The following is a 16,517-nucleotide window of genomic DNA, read 5'->3' as shown; positions in this document are numbered from 1 at the left end:
CGCGCCCGGCATGAAGCACAAAGGAATACCGATGCAGACCGCCCCGCTGGATTTCCGCCTGGCCACCCGTGCCGACGAAGAACTGTTGATCGAGCTGATGCGTGAGTTCTACGCCGAAGACAGGATCGACTTCGATGACGCGCGCGTGCGTCGCGGCGTGGACGCGCTGCTGGCCGATCCGCGCAACGGCGAAGTGCTGCTGTGGCTGGACGAGGCGGGCGAGGTGGTTGGCTACGCAGTGATCGCGATGGGCTTCAGCCTGGAGCAGGGCGGCCACTTCATGCTGCTGGACGAGCTGTACCTGAGCCATCGCGCGCGCGGCCGCGGCCGCGGCAAGCAGGCGCTGGCCATCTGCGAACAGCGCGCTCGTGGGCGTGGCGTCAGCCGCCTGCGCCTGGAAGTGAACCACCACAACGAACTGGCCCGGCGCCTGTACCTGGCCAGCGGCTACATCGACGATACCCGCGATCTGCTGACCCTGCCGCTGGACCATCCGCGCCCGGAGGGCATCCTGTGAGCGAGGCCCTGCTGCACGCGCTGCGGCAGCGAGCCGCGCTCAATGCGCTGGTGCGCCGCTTCTTCGCCGAGCGCAATGTGCTGGAGGTGGAAACGCCGATCCTGTCGGTGGCGGGCAACACCGAGCCGAACATCGACAGCTTCCATACCGATTTCACTGGCCACGTCGACGCGGGCGGGCGCCGCCGCTGGTTGCGCACCTCGCCGGAGTATCCGCTCAAGCGACTGCTTGCTGCCGGTGTTGGCGATTGCTACGAACTGGGCCGCGTGTTCCGCAACGGCGAGGCTGGTGGTCGCCACAACCCGGAATTCACCATGCTGGAGTGGTACCGGGTCGGCTGGGACCATCATCGGTTGGTAGGGGAAACCGCCGAGCTGGTCGGACAGGCACTGGCCCTGGTCGGGCGCAGTGCGACGCTGCGTGTGCTCGGTTACCGCGAGCTGTTCCAGCAGTACGTGGGCGTGGATCCGTTCGAGGCCGACCAGGCCGCGCTGCGTGCCGCGCTCGGTGACGTGCATGTCGATCCCGTCGGGCTGACCCGCGACGATTGGCTGGATCTGCTGATGACCCATCATATCCAGCCGCATTTCGATGACGCGGTCATGACCGTGGTCCACGATTGGCCCGCCAGCCAAGCCGCGTTGGCACGCATCCGTGCCGGCACGCCGCCGCTGGCGGAGCGTTTCGAGTTGTATCTGGGCGCGGTGGAACTGGCCAACGGCTATCACGAACTGAACGACGCGCACGAACAGCGCATGCGATTCCAGCGTGATCTGCAGCGCCGCCACGAGCGCGGCCAGGTGCAGCCGGCCGTGGACGAGGCATTGTTGTCGGCGTTGCCATCGATGCCTGCCTGTGCCGGCGTGGCGGTGGGTATTGATCGGCTGTTGATGGCGATGAACCGCACGCCGCGGATCGCCGACGTGCTGGCCTACGACTTTGCCCGCGCGTGAGCGTGGCGCGCACGTTCCTGAACATTGAAGACTGAACGGATTGCCGCATTTCCGTGCTTGCTTCGGCAAGCAGGATGATGCTCTTATCACGGCAGATGCGGGACACTGGCATCGGAATTCGTCCACTCCTGTTGGGGAAGGCATTGGTCAAGTGGTTTGCGGTCGTGGCGGCACCGGTCTACTCCATCGCGCTGTGGGGGGCTTGGCTGCCGTCGCCGGCGTCGGCCCAGCAGGTGGGCTACGACGACGAAGTGGTGACCTGCGAATCACGCGACATGGGCTGGGTGCACTGCGATATCGAGGTCGCCAACGGCGTCGATCTGGTGCGCCAGCTGTCCAGCAACAGCTGCATCCGTGGCAGTGAGTGGGGAACCGACCGCAGCGGCGTGTGGGTCACCCTGGGCTGTCGTGCCGAGTTCCGTGCCCGGCGCGCAGCGGGCACGGCGCTGCCGGCAGACACCTCTGGAAAGCGCCTGGTGCGCCGCGTGGTGCGCTGTGAATCCAATGGCCGTCCGCAGAGTTGCCCGGTACGGCTCGATGGCGCGCCGGTGCGCCTGCTGCGCCAGTTGTCCGTGCTGCCGTGCCGCGAAGGGCAGGGCTGGGGCTACAAGCGCAATGAAGTCTGGACCAGCCGTGGCTGCCAGGGCGATTTCGAAGTGGCCGATGATGACGGCCGCTTCGTTGACGTGCCACGCCGCCTCACCTGCGAATCGAAGTCGAAGAAGCGGCGTTTCTGCGGTGCCAGCATCTCGGTTGGCGCCGTGGTCTCCGAGCAGCTGTCCAGCACGCCCTGCGAGGAAGGCAGCACCTGGGGCTGGAGTCGCAACGGGATCTGGGTGGACGGCGGCTGCCGCGCCGAATTCTCGGTGAATTGAGCCCGGGCAGGCTCCAACCCTGCGGGGCCTGGCCCTACAATGGGCCCATGAACACTGCCTCTGACATCGACTACGCCCGTTACGACCACATCCGCCCGATCCTGTGGACCGGCGATGCCCTGCAACTGCTGGACCAGCGCAAGCTGCCGTTCGTGGTCGAGCACGTGGTCTGCCATGACAGCGACGAAGTTGCCGGCGCGATCCACGCGTTGACCGTGCGTGGCGCGCCGGCGATCGGCATTGCCGCCGCCTGGGGCGTCGTGCTGGCCGCGCGCGAGGTGCAGGCCGCCGATGGTGCGCACGCGCTACAGCAGCTGGAACCGGCCCTGCAGCGCCTCAACGCATCGCGCCCGACTGCGGTCAACCTGGCCTGGGCGCTGGCACGCATGCGCCGTTGCCTGAGCGCCGCCGGTGCCGACTGGAAGGCTCTGCTGGAGTCGGAAGCGCAGGCCATCGCCGAGGAAGACCTGGCCGCCAACCGCCACATGGGCGCGCTGGGCGCGGGCCTGATCGAGGCCGGCAGCGGCGTGCTGACCCACTGCAATACCGGCTCGCTGGCCACTGCGGGCTTCGGTACCGCGCTGGGCGTGATCCGCGCCGGCATGGCCCAGCACCGCGTCGCCCGCGTGTTCGCCGGCGAGACCCGGCCGTGGCTGCAGGGTGCACGCCTGACCGTGTGGGAGCTGCAGCAGGATGGCATCGATGCCACCCTCATCGCCGATTCGGCCGCCTCGCACCTGATGAAGACCGGCGCCGTGCAGTGGGTGATCGTGGGCGCGGACCGCATCTGCGCCAATGGCGATACCGCCAACAAGATCGGCACCTACCAGCTGGCCATCGCCGCGCGCCACCACGGTGTCAGGTTCATGGTGGTGGCGCCGTCCTCGACCGTGGATATGGAAACCGTCGATGGCAGCCAGATCGAGATCGAGCAGCGTGACCCGGGTGAGCTGTACGGTGTGGGCGGTACCCGTACCGTCGCCGAGGGCATTGCTGCCTGGAACCCGGTGTTCGACGTCACCCCGGGCGAGCTGATCGACGCGATCGTGACCGAGCGGGGGGTCATCCTGAACCCGACCGCCGAGAACATGCGCGCCGCCTTCGGCGGTTGAGGCAGGCTGGGTCGCGGATGCCTGCGGAGCCGAGCCCATGCTCGGCCCAGCCGGGAATCCGCCGCAACCCAGCCTGGGCCTGGCCCGACTGGCGCGGTATAGCCCCCTAAGTTCCTGATTTGTGCCGGTAAAATCCCCGTAAAGGGAGGCGGGAAACAGCCTGTTGTGGTAGTATTCGCAGGTTGAATCGAGGTTCCGGCACGACCCCCTCCCGCAGAGGGCTGCGCCGGACTGGACCGCTACCAGACAACGGAACCCGAATGGCAGAAACCGCCAAGGAAATCATCCAGGTCAACCTGGAAGACGAGATGCGCAAGAGCTACCTCGATTACGCCATGAGCGTGATCGTGGGCCGTGCGCTGCCGGATGCGCGCGATGGCCTCAAGCCGGTGCATCGCCGCGTGCTGTACGCGATGAACGAGCTCAACGCGCACAGCAACAAGCCCTATTTCAAGTCGGCGCGTATCGTCGGTGACGTCATCGGTAAGTACCACCCGCATGGCGATCAGTCGGTGTACGACACGCTGGTGCGCCTGGCACAGCCGTTCTCGCTGCGCTACATGCTGGTCGACGGCCAGGGCAACTTCGGTTCGATCGACGGCGACTCCGCCGCAGCGATGCGATACACCGAGGCGCGCATGTCGCGCCTGGCGCATGAGCTGATGGCCGACATCGACAAGGAAACCGTCGATTTCCAGCCCAACTACGATGAAAAGGAACTGGAGCCGACGGTCATGCCGACCCGGTTCCCGAACCTGCTGGTCAATGGTTCGGCCGGTATCGCGGTGGGCATGGCGACCAACATCCCGCCGCACAACCTGAGTGAATCGATCAATGCCTGCATCGCGCTGATCGACAACCCGGACATCGATGTCGACGGCCTGATGGAATACATCCCCGGCCCGGACTTCCCGACTGCCGGCATCATCAATGGCACCGCCGGCATCGTCGCCGGCTACCGCACCGGCCGTGGCCGCGTGCGCATCCGTGCCAAGGCCGATATCGAAGTGGCCGACAACGGCCGCGAATCGATCATCGTCACTGAAATTCCTTACCAGGTGAACAAGGCGCGTCTGATCGAGAAGATCGCCGAGCTGGTCAAGGAAAAGAAGATCGAGGGCATCAGCGAGCTGCGCGATGAGTCCGACAAGGACGGCATGCGCATCTACATCGAGATCAAGCGCGGTGAATCTGCCGAGGTTGTGCTGAACAACCTGTACCAGCAGACGCAGATGGAATCGGTGTTCGGCATCAACATGGTGGCGCTGGTCGATGGCCGCCCGCAGTTGATGAACCTCAAGCAGATGCTCGAGGCCTTCGTCCGCCACCGTCGCGAAGTGGTCACCCGCCGCACCGTGTTCGAGCTGCGCAAGGCGCGCGCCCGTGCACACGTGCTGGAAGGCCTGACCGTTGCGCTGGCCAACATCGACGAGATGATCGAACTGATCAAGACCTCGCCGAACCCGAACGAAGCCCGCGAGCGCATGCTGGCGCGCGTGTGGGAGCCGGGCCTGGTGGGGGCGATGCTGGGTGCCGCCGGTGCCGAAGCCTCGCGTCCGGAAGACCTGCCCAAGGGCGTGGGCCTGATCGAGGGCGGCTACCAGCTGACCGAGATCCAGGCCACCCAGATCCTGGAGATGCGCCTGCACCGCCTGACCGGGCTGGAGCAGGACCGCCTGACCGACGAGTACAAGCAGCTGCTGGAAGTGATCGCCGGGCTGATCCACATCCTGGAAGATCCCGACCGCCTGCTGCAGGTGATCCGCGAGGAGCTGGTCAACGTCAAGGCCGAGTTCGGCGACGAGCGTCGTACCGAAATCCGCCACAGCGAAGAAGACCTGGACATCCTCGACCTGATCGCCCCGGAAGACGTGGTGGTCACCGTGTCGCATGCCGGTTACGTGAAGCGGCAGCCGGTAAGCGTGTACCGCGCACAGCGCCGCGGTGGCCGTGGCCGCAGTGCGGCGGCGACCAAGGAAGAGGATTTCATCGAACAGCTGTGGCTGGTCAACACGCACGACACGCTGCTGACCTTCACCAGCTCGGGCAAGGTGTTCTGGCTGCCGGTCTACCAGCTGCCCGAAGCCGGTTCCAACGCCCGCGGCCGTCCGATCATCAACTGGATCCCGCTGGAACCCGGCGAACGCGTGCAGGCCGTGCTGCCGGTGCGTGAGTACGCCGATGGCCAGTTCGTGTTCTTCGCCACGAAGAACGGTACGGTCAAGAAGACTCCGCTGAGCGAGTTCGCCTTCCGTCTGGCGCGCGGCAAGATCGCGATCAATCTGGACGAGGGCGATGCCCTGGTCGGCGTCGGCCTGACCGATGGCGAGCGTGACATCCTGCTGTTCGCCTCCAACGGCAAGACCGTGCGCTTCGGTGAAGACAAGGTCCGCTCGATGGGCCGTACCGCCACCGGCGTGCGCGGCATCAAGATGCCGGCCGGCGAGGAAGTGGTCAGCCTGATCGTGGCCGAGAGTGCCGGTGGCATCGAGGATGAGAACGAGGACGACAACGGTGTCGATGAAGCCGTCGCCACTGGCGATGCGGTGATCGACGGTGCTGATGACGCCAGCGTGCAGTACATCCTCACCGCCACCGAGAACGGCTACGGCAAGCGCACCCCGCTGCCGGACTACCCGCGCAAGGGCCGTGGTACACAGGGCGTGATCGGCATCCAGACCACCGAGCGCAACGGCAAGCTGGTTGCTGCGGTGCTGATGGGTTCCAGCGACGAAGTCCTGCTGATCTCCGATGGTGGCACCCTGGTGCGTACGCGCGGCTCGGAAATCAGCCGCGTCGGCCGCAACACCCAGGGCGTGACCCTGATCCGCCTGTCCAAGGACGAGAAGCTGCAGGCGGTGGAGCGCATGGACGCCTCGATCGACGAGGACGAGGACGAGGTGGCAGCCGCCGCCCCGGCCGAAACCCCCGCACCAAGCGAGGACGCGCCGCAGGCGTAAGCCCGCGTCGTCTCGCCACCTCAACAACGCCGGCTTCGTGCCGGCGTTGTTGTATCCGGCGCTCACCGCACGCGCACTTCACAGCGACGGTGGGATAACAGGCATGCTGCCCCGGAGATCGACGATGTCCGCCACGCCGCAGTCCGCCGCCCCCGTTGTGTACCGCCATCCCCTGGTGACCGTGCTGTCGCTGCTGCTGGCCGTGCTTGGCCTGGTCATCGGCGGGCTCGGCGCGTGGCTGCTCAGCCTGGGTGGTTCGGCGTACTACGCCATTGCCGGCCTTGGAATGCTGGCCAGCGGCATCCTGTTGTTCGGCAACCGCCGCAGTGGCGCGCTGCTGTACGCGCTGGTGTTCATCGGAACGCTGCTGTGGACCTGGTGGGAGTCGGGCAGTGACTACTGGCGGTGGGTGCCGCGGCTGGGCCTGCTGACCGCACTGGGCATCGTGCTGGCGCTGTTGGCGCCGACCCTGCGTGATCCCGTTCCCAAACGGCTGTCGCGTGCGGTGGCCGCTATGCTGATGCTGGTATTCGTGGCCGCGTTCGGCCTGGCGTTTGCGCCGCATGGCGAGGTGGATGGGCACCAGCCGTTCCCGGAAGGCGCGGTCAGCGCCGGCCTGGAACCCACCCGTGATACCACCGGCCTGCAGCCGGCCGACCAACCTGCCAACAGTGATTGGCCGGCCTGGGGCCGCAGCAACGCCGCCACCCGTTACTCGCCGCTGCAGCAGATCACCCCGGCCAACGTCGGCACGCTGCAGCTGGCCTGGCAGTTCCGCACCGGTGACCTGCCGAAGAAGCGCTGGGGCGCGGAAACCACGCCGCTGAAGATCGGCGACCGCCTGTACCTGTGCACCGCGCGCAACCGCCTGATCGCGCTGGATGCAGCCAGCGGCAAGGAACTGTGGCGGTTCGATCCGAAGGTGAAGGACGCCTCGATCCCGTACACCGCCGCCTGCCGTGGGGTGAGCTACTACGAGCAGCCCCGCACACCGGTCCTTGCCGATGCAACGCTGGCCGATGCCGCAGCCGATCTGGCCTTGCCCGAACCGTCGCCCAGCGTCACCCGCGGTGCCGCGCCGGGTAGCCGTCCGGCGTGCTGGGCGCGCATCATCGAAGGCACGCTGGACGGGCGCATCATCGCGGTGGATGCGGACAGCGGCCGCCCGTGCGCCAACTTCGGCAACAACGGCCAGGTCGATATCACCCTGGGCATGGGCGAGGTGCCGCCGGGCTATGTGTCGATCACCTCGCCGCCGGCCATCGTGCGCGGGGTGATCGTCACCGGCCACCAGGTGCTGGATGGGCAGCGCCGCGATGCGCCGTCGGGCGTGATCCAGGCCTACGACGCGATCACTGGAAAGCTGCGCTGGGCGTGGGACATGGACCAGCCCGAGCGCAGCGGCCTGCCGCCCCGCGAGCAGACGTATACGCGCGGCACGCCCAACATGTGGACCACGGCCACCGGTGATGAGGCGTTGGGCCTGGTCTACCTGCCGCTGGGTAATTCCGCGGGTGACTACTGGAGTGGCTCACGCACGGAAAACCAGAACCGCTACTCGACCTCGCTGGTGGCGATCGACGTAGCCACTGGCAAGCCGGCCTGGCACTTCCAGGCCGTGCGCAAGGATGTGTGGGATTACGACCTGGGTTCGCAGGCCAGCCTGATCGACTACCCGACGGCGGCGGGCAGGGTACCGGCGATCCTGCTGCCGACCAAGCAGGGCGACCTCTACATCCTCGACCGCCGCAATGGCCAGCTGCTGACAGCTGCCGAAGAGCGCAAGGTACCGGTGGGTGGCGTCGAACCCGAGCAGCGTTCACCCACCCAGCTGTTCTCGCTGTACCACACGCTGCGTCGCGAGCATGACCTGACCGAGCGTGACATGTGGGGCATCACCCCGATCGACCAGCTGGTCTGCCGCATCCAGTTCCGCAAGGCCTATTACGAAGGCTTCTACACGCCGCCGAGCAGTGACCGCCATTCCATCGAGTACCCCGGTTACAACGGTGGCTCGGACTGGGGCAGCGTGTCGATCGATACACGCCGCGGCGTGATCGTGGCCAACTACAACGACATGCCGAACTACAACCGGCTGGTCCCACGCGCGGAGGCCGACCGGCTGGGCTGGCTGCCGCGCGAGAAGATCCGGTTCGACAAGGGCGGTGCCGAGGGCGCGGGCGACCCGCAGGTGGGCACGCCGTATGCCATCGATGTCAATGCCGGCTGGCGGTTGCCGTTCACCGGCCTGCTGTGCAAGCAGCCGCCCTATGGCGGCATCCGTGCCATCGACCTGCGCACCGGCAAGCTGCTATGGGATCGCCCATTCGGCAGTGCGCGCGGCAATGGGCCGTTCGGCATCCGTTCCGGCCTGCCGATCGAGATCGGCACACCGAACAATGGCGGCTCGGTGATCACTGCCAGTGGCCTGGTGTTCATCGCCGCGGCCACCGATGACCTGCTGCGCGCCATCGATCTGAAGACCGGCAAGGAGCTGTGGCACACCCGGCTGCCGGCCGGTGGCCAGGCCACTCCGATGATCTACGAACAGGGCGGGCGCCAGTACGTGGTGATCATGGCCGGCGGCCACCATTTCATGGAAACCCCGAACGGCGATTACGTGATGGCCTTCGCCCTGCCGAAATAGCGGCTGCTCGCCTGAACACGGCCATGGGGCTGGGACCGCTGTCGCTGATCGCGGGCGATGCGCGCTATCTGAGCCCCGCCCATGCGCCCTGCATGGCGGCCGCGGGCAACGCGCTGGACGCCCAGCGTGGTTGTGCCGACGCTGAATTCAAGGTGCACGACGATGCGCTCAACGCCGCCTATAGTGCGGCGCGCTCCACGCTGACGGCCAGCGACCAGCGGGTGCTGCGCGATCTGCAGCGGCAATGGCTGCGCCAGCGCGACAACCGATGTCCGGAAGGTGGCACGGCCGTTGCCCAGCTGGATGCCCAGCAGTGCCGCACGCTGGTCTCGCCTGCATTGCTGCAGCAGGCCACCACGGCGCAGAACCACAAGGGCTGGTATGGATTCGGCTTCCTGGTGCAGGGCGAGGGCAGGGAACACCAGTATGGCCACGAAGGCGGTGCGCCCGGCTCCAACAGCGCCATCGTGGTGCTGCCCGCACAGGGCTATGTGATCGTTGGGCTGGCCAATGTCGATCCGGATGCGATCGGCAACGTGGTCAACTACATCGCGCGTAGAGTGCCACTGTGACCGCGGCAGGTGACGGTCATTCCGGTACCCGCACCATCTTCGTCATCAAGTGTTCCACCACACCCGCCGGATCGGCCGTGCGGCCCACATGCGTGCTCGACATCTGCACGATCGAACTGCGCTTGGCGGTGAGGAAGTGGAACCGTGCGCGTGCGGGCAGCTGCGCGATCGGCCCAGCGCCAGCGTCGCCGCGGCAGATCGCCACGATCGCATCCAGCCACGGCTGCAATGCCCCCTGATCAAGCGCCGGGGCAAACGCGTGCAGGCGCGCAGGATCGATCTCGATGGCCGCCTCCAGATGACGCGCTCCAGGACAGGAGACGATCACCCCGACGTTGATGAATTCCTCCCGTTCCACCCGCGGTACCACGCGGATGACCGCGTAGTCATACGTGTGCAGCGTGGGCACGGAGGGCCTCCTGCACGAACACCGCACGCACTTCCAGGCGATGCTTGAGATAGTCGATGTAGCCTTGGCGGTAGGCCTGCGGGCTGTCGAATGCCGGCTCGTTGACCAGCCAGCTGTCCGGCACCAGGCCGACGATGCGCTCGATCTCGGCATCGGTGAGGCGCGCGGCCAGCTCGGCATCCACTTCGGCGATGCGGTTGGCGAACGACAGAAGCACGTGGTCGCGGATCAGTACAAAGGGTTTTTCGCAGGCGTCGCCGGCATTGGCCCAGTCGTGATGGAAGTACATGGCCGCACCGTGGTCGATCAGGTACAGCTTGCGGTGCCACACCATCAGGTTGGGGTTGCGGGTGGTGCGGTCGACATTGCTGGTGAACGCATCGAACCAGACGATGCGCGAGGCCAGCTCGGCATCCACCGGCATCGCCGCCGGGTCGTAATTGATCGCGCCGGGCAGGTAGTCCAGGCCCAGGTTCAGGCCCTCGCTGGCGCGGATCAGCTCCTGGATCTCCGGGTCGGGCTCGGTGCGGGCGAACTCGCGGTCCAGTTCCACGAACAGGATTTCCGGAATCGGCAGGCCCAGCGTGCGCGCCATCTCACCGGCGACCAGCTCGGCGATCAGCGCCTTCGGGCCTTGCCCGGCGCCACGGAACTTCAGCACGGCCATGCCGTCGTCGTCGGTCTCGACCACAGCCGGCAGGGAGCCCCCCTCCCGTAAGGGGGTGATGTAGCGGAGGGCGTGTACGGTGCGCATGGCGCATTCTAGCGTGGTGCTGGGGGGCGCGCCCGGCAACGCCGCGGCGGTGCACTGGTTGAGCCCGGCGATTGTCTGGACGTCCTGCACGGGCCGCTGCGGTGGGCGAGGGCGCGCGCAGCGAGGACGGATCCTCCTGCGCGCTCTTCACCACGAAGATGTCCTGCGCCGCGCCCGCACCCTCTGTCTGGTGGCTGAGCCGGATGAAGCGAAGGTCAAGTGCACCTGATCCATGCGAAAGCGACAGGAAAGACGAATTGGGGCTTGGTCTTCACTTCGCCCTTCCGTTGCCGGTGGCAGCATCGCCTTCAATGGAGCATTCCACCCGCGTGTAACTTTCAACGGGAGGCTGTCATGCCGCTAGAGCGCAGCTGTCACGCATCATCCTGCACGCCATGCACCGCGTGGAGTTGAGCCTGGCCTGATACGGTCATAATGCCGGCAGGGATGGCCGCCCAACGCACGACATGCCTCACCCATCATGGCGGAGCCGGCCTGGATTGCCGGCGCTGCGATTCCGCTGGATACCTGCTTTCAATGCGCCCCTTGCGATGCCGCCGATGACTGCCGCGCGGAAGGTGCCTTGTCCACGATGATCCTGCAGGCTTTGGAGGTGTACCGATGAGCGACGAACTCACTCCCATGCTGCCGCCCCTGGACGATGCCAAGGTCGAGGAAATGATCGGCAAGGTGGTACTGGTCGGCGTAACGCGCTATGGCGGTGACGGCCAGGTGCAGGGACTCGAGCAGTACGCCGGCACGGTGCTGCGCATCAGTGCCGTTGAGGGCGTGGTGCTGGCCGACGAGAATGATGGCCACGAACGCTACCTGCCGCCGATGCTCGATCAGTACCTGCCGGCCGAGCCCGGTGAGTACCGCATGCGCAACAGCGGCATGATCGTGGTCGACCCGGACTATCTGGCCACCTGGGACCTGCACGCCCGGCAGTAGTGCCAGGCCATGCCTGGCGATGGCCGCCCGCACTCCACTTTGCCCCATCCGGCCACTGGCCCTTCCGGCCCATTCTCCTCACCCCCTGCGGTGCTAGATTCGGGGCCATGCCCGAGTCCGGGCATCCATTCACACCCAGGGGATAAGGATGCTGATCCGTCGAACCTCTCTGGCGGCGGCTGTTGCCGTTGCCACCGTCGGCCTGCTGGCCGCCGGCCCGGCCTTCGCTGATTACGCGAAGCCGCCGGAACACCTGCTCAAGGTGCTGAAGGCACCGCCGCCGCCGGTACCGAACGTGGCGCCGGGTGGCCAACGCCTGCTGCTGACTACCGCGCAGACCTATCCGTCGATCAGCCGCGTCGCCCAGCCGTACCTGAAGCTGGCCGGTGTGCGCCTGGAGCCGAAGAACCGCAGTCGCCATGACACTCCCGGAGGCTACGGCATTCCGGCCTGCGTGGCCGACTTCACCCTGGTCGACATCGGCAGTGGCAAGGAAACCAAGGTGGACCTGCCGCAGGGCTGCGCGACCGGGGCGCTGTGGTCGGCCGATGGCAGTCACTTCGCCTTCCAGAACGCGGTCGATACCAGCGTGCAGCTGTGGGTGGGCAATGCTGCCACCGGCCAGGTGCAGCAGGTGCCGAATGTGCAGCTGAACCCGATCTTCGGCAACACCGTGCAGTGGCTGGGTGGAAGCCAGAATCTGCTGGTGAAGCTGGTTCCGGCCAATCAGGGCCCGGCACCGTCCAATGGTGGCGTGCCGACCGGTCCGGATGCGCAGGAGTCGCTGGGCAGCAGCGGGGAAAGCAGCACCTATGAAGCCCGCGACACGCTGACCAGCGTGCATGACGAAAAGCTGTTCGCCTACTATGGTGCCTCGCAGCTGGCTGTGGTCGACACTGCCGCGGGCAGCGTGCGCCCGGTGGGGCAGCCGGCGCTGTTCAACGAGGTCAGCGCAGCGCCCGATGGCGTGCATGTGCTGACCGAGTCGATCAAGGCACCGTACTCGCATGCGGTGACCTACCAGCGCTTCGCCAATGATGTGGCGGTGCTGGACATCAGCAATGGCCGCAGCACGCCGATCGCCAGCCTGCCGCTGGCCGACCGCGTGCCGGTGCACGGCGTACCGGAAGGCCCGCGCGGTTTCGACTGGCGTGCCACCGATCCGGCCACCCTGGTCTATGCCGAAGCGCTGGACAAGGGCGACTGGAAGGTCAACGTGCCGCATCGCGATCGCGTGCTGATGCTGAAGGCACCGTTCAACGGCAAGCCGACCGAAATCACCCGCACCGCACAGCGCTTCGAAGGCTTTGCGTGGACCGCCGATCCGGCCGTGGCCTTCCAGTACGAGAACGACGAGAACCGCCACTGGATGCAGACCCGCATCGTTGATGTGGAGCATCCGAAGAAGGAAGGCCGCCTGCTGTGGGACATGTCCAGCGATGAGCTGTACGGCAACCCCGGCAACCTGGTCTTTACCCGCCTGGCGAATGGCGCGCAGGTCGTGCGCCAGGACGGCAACCACGTGTTCCTCAGCGGCCGTGGTGCCTCGCCGCAGGGCGACCGTCCGTTCCTTGATCGCCTGGACCTGGGCACGCTGAAGAGCGAGCGCCTGTTCCGCAGCAGTGCTGATGCCTACGAACAGTTCCTCGGTTTCAGCAGCACGCCGGGCCGCTACCTGACCTGGCACCAGTCGGTGATCGATCCGCCGAACGCCTTCATCCGCCAGCAGGGTGAGGCGGTGGCCGATGCGAAGGCCGGCGAGGCGGAGTTCGCTTCCATCGCGACCGCGCTGACCAGGTTGGCCGACCCGACCCCGGAGGTACGCCAGATCAAGAAGCAGCTGGTGACCTACAAGCGTGCCGACGGCGTGGACCTGTCGTTCACCCTGTACACGCCGCCGGGCTACAAGGAAGGGCAGCGCGTGCCGGCGATCCTGTACGCGTACCCGGCCGACTTCGCCAACGCCGCGCAGGCCGGCCAGGTGTCCGGCTCGCAGCAGACCTTCACCCGCCTGCAGCCGTACCGTCTGATGCTGCTGGCCGGCTACGCGATCATCGACAACGCTTCGTTCCCGATCGTGGGCGACCCGAAGAACGCCTACGACACCTACCTGGAGCAGCTGGAAGCCGACGCCAAGGCGGCGGTGGACAAGGCCGTGGACATGGGCGTGGTCGACCGCAACCGCATCGGCGTGACCGGCCACAGCCACGGCGGCCTGATGACCGCCAACCTGATCGCGCACACCAACCTGTTCAAGGCTGGCGTAGCTACCAGCGGTTCCTACAACAAGACCTTCACTCCGTTCGGCTTCCAGAACGAGCGTCGCTCGGTGTGGCAGGCGCAGGATGTGTACCTGAAGGCCTCGCCGTTCTTCTATGCCGACAAGATCAAGCTGCCGCTGCTGCTGGTCCACGGCGAGGATGACGCCAACCCGGGCACCGAGCCGTTCCAGTCGCGAAAGTTGTACCAGGCGATCCGCGGCAATGGCGGTACCACCCGCCTGGTGATGCTGCCGAACGAACCGCACTGGTACACCGCGCTGGAATCGAACGAGCAGCTGGTGTCGGAAATGCTGAACTGGTTCGACACCTACGTGAAGAACGCCAGGTGACGAACGGCAAGGCCGCCTCTGGGCGGCCTTGCTGCATCGGAAGAGGGGAACCGTGCGCGACGAATTCGTCGCGCATTGACAGAGAGGCAGCATCCAGGAACGGCATGCGGAATGGGCAGCGATGGATCGTCATGAACGGCCGCGCGCAGAGGGCGCTGGTGATGCTCCTGTCGCTGGCAGGTTGCCTGTTCCGCCCGGCCTGCATTGCGTGGCGGTCCATGATGCGGCAGCGGCGGGGCCGGGGCTGCTAAGCTGCGCACGGGAACAGTCCAGGAGACATCGATGCATCGCAACGGGATGCGCGCCATCACTTTCATCATCGCGACGCTGCTGGCCGGGATGACACACGGAGTGGAAGCGCAGGCCCTGCGGGCGGATGACCGCAGCTACTTTGGCAGCGCCACTGCTGAACGTGCGGCATGGCAGAACCTCGAGCGCAGGACCGATGCCCTCAAGGCCCTGCATGCGCCAGCAGAAGCGCGTTTCCAGCAGGCCGAGCATCTGTATGGCGAGTGTCTCCGGCACCATGGTTACCTGCATCTGCAGGCAGCACGCAATGCCGATGATGCGCGGCTGGCCAATACCCAAGGCGAAGTGGCCAGCCTGTGTGGACGTATCGCGGCGATTGCCAAGCAGGCATTGCGTGATGCCCCTGCGCACGCTGCCTGGATCGAGCCGCATGCCGACCTGCGTGAGCGGGCGTTGCGGGAGGACATGCAACCGGCCAATGCAGCGCTGGTTGATGCGGTCGACGCGCTAGCCGACCCGGCGCTGGACAGCTTCGGGCGCCTGCACCGGCAGCTGCTGCAATCGGCGTCCTTTGCGCGCTTCGAGCATGAAGGCCGGACGCTCGACAGCCGGACCGACGCGCGTACCCTTTCCCGCCTGCCGGACCGTCCGCTGCGCGAGGCGGCATGGCGTGCCTACTGGCAGGGGATGGCGTCGCGGCGCGGCGAAATGGCAACGGTGCTGCTGGGTCTGGTGCGCCTCAATGAGCGTGCGTCGGAACTGCAAGGTGATGGAACTGCACCTGGCCGCAGTTACCGGCACATGGGCCTGGACCAGGCCGCCATCGACGCGACACTGGCGGCGGTAGCGCGCCACGCGCCGCTGCGGCGGAACTATCAGCAGATGCAGTTGGCCCATCTTGAGCGCATGGGCCTGGCCTCTCCACAGATATGGGACATGGACCTGCCTGATGCCGGCTATATCCCTCCGCCGCTTGACCTGACGCAGTTGCGGGATGCTGCGGCTGCATCAATGCAGGTGCTGGGGCCGGATTACGTGACAGGACTGCGAGCGTTGCTTGATCCTTCAGGCGGGCGCATGGATCTGGGCGGATCGGCAGGGCGGCGCGCGATGGATGCGTTTTCGATCAGTGCCCCGGGGATGCCTTCGCTGCTGTTCGTTGGCCATCGCCAGGGAGACCTCGAAGGGGACGTCCAGATCGCCCACGAAGCCGGTCATGCCATGCACGGCCAGTGGATGCAGCGCGGCGGCGCATCATCATTCCAGCGCAACGGCAACAAGTGGTTGACCGAGTCGTTTGCCATCTACAACGAACTGAAGTTCCGCGATCAGCTCTATCGGCAGGCGAGTGATCCACGGGCCAGGGCGTATTACCTGAAATCGTTGCTCGATGACATCATCCTGCAGCTGTTCATTTCCTCGGAAGAGGCCGATCTGGAACAGTCCATCTACCGGGAAGTGGTGGCCGATGGGGTCGGCAATGCGGATGCGCTTGACGCCCTGACGATGAAGGTTCTGGGCCGGTATGGGGGGGCATGGGAGCAACGTCCCGAGCTGCGCAATACCTGGATATCGAAACGGCTCATGTACGAAGATCCGCTCTATCTGGCCAATTATCTGTATGCCGGACTGATCGCGGTGCAGCTCTTTGTACAGGACCAGCAGGATCCGGAGGGCTTCAGGCAGCGCTACCTGGCGGTCCTGGGTGAGGGGTTCGACCGCGCACCGCAACAGCAGGTCGAGCAGTTGCTGAATGCGAAGCCCGACTGGCCACGCCTGGTCGAGGCGGACCTGGGTGTTTTCCAGCAGTACCTTGCGCAACTGCAGGAACTCCACGCGGAAATCGAGCGCCAGCGCAGTCGCTGAACAGGCGGCGCACGGATGGATTCACGGGAGGCGACGCAACT

Annotated in this window: 12 protein-coding genes; 10 read left to right on the top strand and 2 right to left on the bottom strand. The window is 66.3% G+C overall.

The window, feature by feature from the left end:
* Positions 1 to 31 precede the first annotated feature (31 nt).
* From B9Y82_RS11215 to B9Y82_RS21060, 7 genes are all read left to right on the top strand, one after another.
* Entirely contained in the window at positions 32 to 517 is a 486-nt protein-coding gene (locus tag B9Y82_RS11215; RefSeq protein ID WP_014037728.1) for a GNAT family N-acetyltransferase, read from the top strand.
* Positions 514 to 1,470, top strand: a complete 957-nt coding sequence (gene epmA, locus B9Y82_RS11210; RefSeq protein WP_100473287.1) for an EF-P lysine aminoacylase EpmA — start codon at positions 514 to 516, stop codon at positions 1,468 to 1,470. The genes B9Y82_RS11215 and epmA overlap by 4 nt, the downstream gene beginning before the upstream one ends.
* A 143-nt stretch (positions 1,471 to 1,613) precedes the next feature.
* Positions 1,614 to 2,345 carry a DUF3011 domain-containing protein gene (locus B9Y82_RS11205; RefSeq protein ID WP_100473286.1) on the top strand — a complete coding sequence of 244 codons (732 nt, stop codon included), beginning with the start codon at positions 1,614 to 1,616 and terminating at the stop codon, positions 2,343 to 2,345.
* A gap of 47 nt (positions 2,346 to 2,392) precedes the next feature.
* Positions 2,393 to 3,457 (top strand): S-methyl-5-thioribose-1-phosphate isomerase, encoded by a 1,065-nt coding sequence (gene mtnA, locus B9Y82_RS11200; protein ID WP_100473285.1) that lies wholly within the window; start codon positions 2,393 to 2,395, stop codon positions 3,455 to 3,457.
* A gap of 260 nt (positions 3,458 to 3,717) precedes the next feature.
* The gene (gyrA, locus tag B9Y82_RS11195) at positions 3,718 to 6,417 is read left to right on the top strand and encodes a DNA gyrase subunit A (protein ID WP_100473284.1); all 2,700 of its coding nucleotides are present in this window, start codon (positions 3,718 to 3,720) and stop codon (positions 6,415 to 6,417) included.
* Between the two features lie 124 nt (positions 6,418 to 6,541).
* Positions 6,542 to 9,064, top strand: a complete 2,523-nt coding sequence (locus tag B9Y82_RS11190) for a membrane-bound PQQ-dependent dehydrogenase, glucose/quinate/shikimate family (protein WP_100473283.1) — start codon at positions 6,542 to 6,544, stop codon at positions 9,062 to 9,064.
* Positions 9,065 to 9,087: 23 nt separating this feature from the next.
* The gene (locus B9Y82_RS21060; protein ID WP_238381600.1) at positions 9,088 to 9,636 is read left to right on the top strand and encodes a lysozyme inhibitor LprI family protein; all 549 of its coding nucleotides are present in this window, start codon (positions 9,088 to 9,090) and stop codon (positions 9,634 to 9,636) included.
* Between the two features lie 16 nt (positions 9,637 to 9,652).
* On the opposite strand, the gene B9Y82_RS11175 is transcribed toward B9Y82_RS21060, so the two are convergent.
* Positions 9,653 to 10,045, bottom strand: a complete 393-nt coding sequence (locus B9Y82_RS11175) for a DUF3037 domain-containing protein (RefSeq protein WP_100473282.1) — start codon at positions 10,043 to 10,045, stop codon at positions 9,653 to 9,655.
* Entirely contained in the window at positions 10,023 to 10,799 is a 777-nt protein-coding gene (locus B9Y82_RS11170; RefSeq protein WP_100473281.1) for a HipA family kinase, read from the bottom strand. The genes B9Y82_RS11175 and B9Y82_RS11170 overlap by 23 nt, the downstream gene beginning before the upstream one ends.
* Positions 10,800 to 11,420: 621 nt before the next feature.
* Here B9Y82_RS11170 and B9Y82_RS11165 point away from each other — a divergent pair.
* From B9Y82_RS11165 to B9Y82_RS11155, 3 genes are all read left to right on the top strand, one after another.
* A complete protein-coding gene (locus B9Y82_RS11165; protein ID WP_100473280.1) occupies positions 11,421 to 11,750 on the top strand; it encodes a hypothetical protein in 330 nt (109 codons plus the stop codon).
* Positions 11,751 to 11,898: 148 nt separating this feature from the next.
* The gene (locus B9Y82_RS11160; protein WP_100473279.1) at positions 11,899 to 14,361 is read left to right on the top strand and encodes a S9 family peptidase; all 2,463 of its coding nucleotides are present in this window, start codon (positions 11,899 to 11,901) and stop codon (positions 14,359 to 14,361) included.
* A 282-nt stretch (positions 14,362 to 14,643) separates the two neighbouring features.
* Positions 14,644 to 16,476: a M3 family metallopeptidase gene (locus tag B9Y82_RS11155; protein WP_100473278.1), complete on the top strand. Its 1,833-nt coding sequence runs from the start codon at positions 14,644 to 14,646 to the stop codon at positions 16,474 to 16,476.
* The last annotated feature ends 41 nt before the right edge of the window (positions 16,477 to 16,517 follow it).

This window comes from Stenotrophomonas maltophilia (assembly GCF_002799155.1).
Lineage (GTDB): Bacteria > Pseudomonadota > Gammaproteobacteria > Xanthomonadales > Xanthomonadaceae > Stenotrophomonas > Stenotrophomonas maltophilia_R.
This window is presented reverse-complemented; position numbering and strand designations above follow the sequence as displayed.

Excerpts from the sequence above, each read along its gene's own strand:
- mtnA (WP_100473285.1), top strand. The coding sequence starts at position 2,393 with ATGAACACTGCCTCTGACATCGACTACGCCCGTTACGACCACATCCGC.
- gyrA (WP_100473284.1), top strand. The coding sequence starts at position 3,718 with ATGGCAGAAACCGCCAAGGAAATCATCCAGGTCAACCTGGAAGACGAG.
- B9Y82_RS11160 (WP_100473279.1), top strand. The coding sequence starts at position 11,899 with ATGCTGATCCGTCGAACCTCTCTGGCGGCGGCTGTTGCCGTTGCCACC.
- B9Y82_RS11165 (WP_100473280.1), top strand. The coding sequence starts at position 11,421 with ATGAGCGACGAACTCACTCCCATGCTGCCGCCCCTGGACGATGCCAAG.
- B9Y82_RS11170 (WP_100473281.1), bottom strand. The coding sequence starts at position 10,799 with ATGCGCACCGTACACGCCCTCCGCTACATCACCCCCTTACGGGAGGGG.
- B9Y82_RS11155 (WP_100473278.1), top strand. The coding sequence starts at position 14,644 with ATGCATCGCAACGGGATGCGCGCCATCACTTTCATCATCGCGACGCTG.
- B9Y82_RS11190 (WP_100473283.1), top strand. The coding sequence starts at position 6,542 with ATGTCCGCCACGCCGCAGTCCGCCGCCCCCGTTGTGTACCGCCATCCC.
- B9Y82_RS11215 (WP_014037728.1), top strand. The coding sequence starts at position 32 with ATGCAGACCGCCCCGCTGGATTTCCGCCTGGCCACCCGTGCCGACGAA.
- B9Y82_RS21060 (WP_238381600.1), top strand. The coding sequence starts at position 9,088 with ATGGGGCTGGGACCGCTGTCGCTGATCGCGGGCGATGCGCGCTATCTG.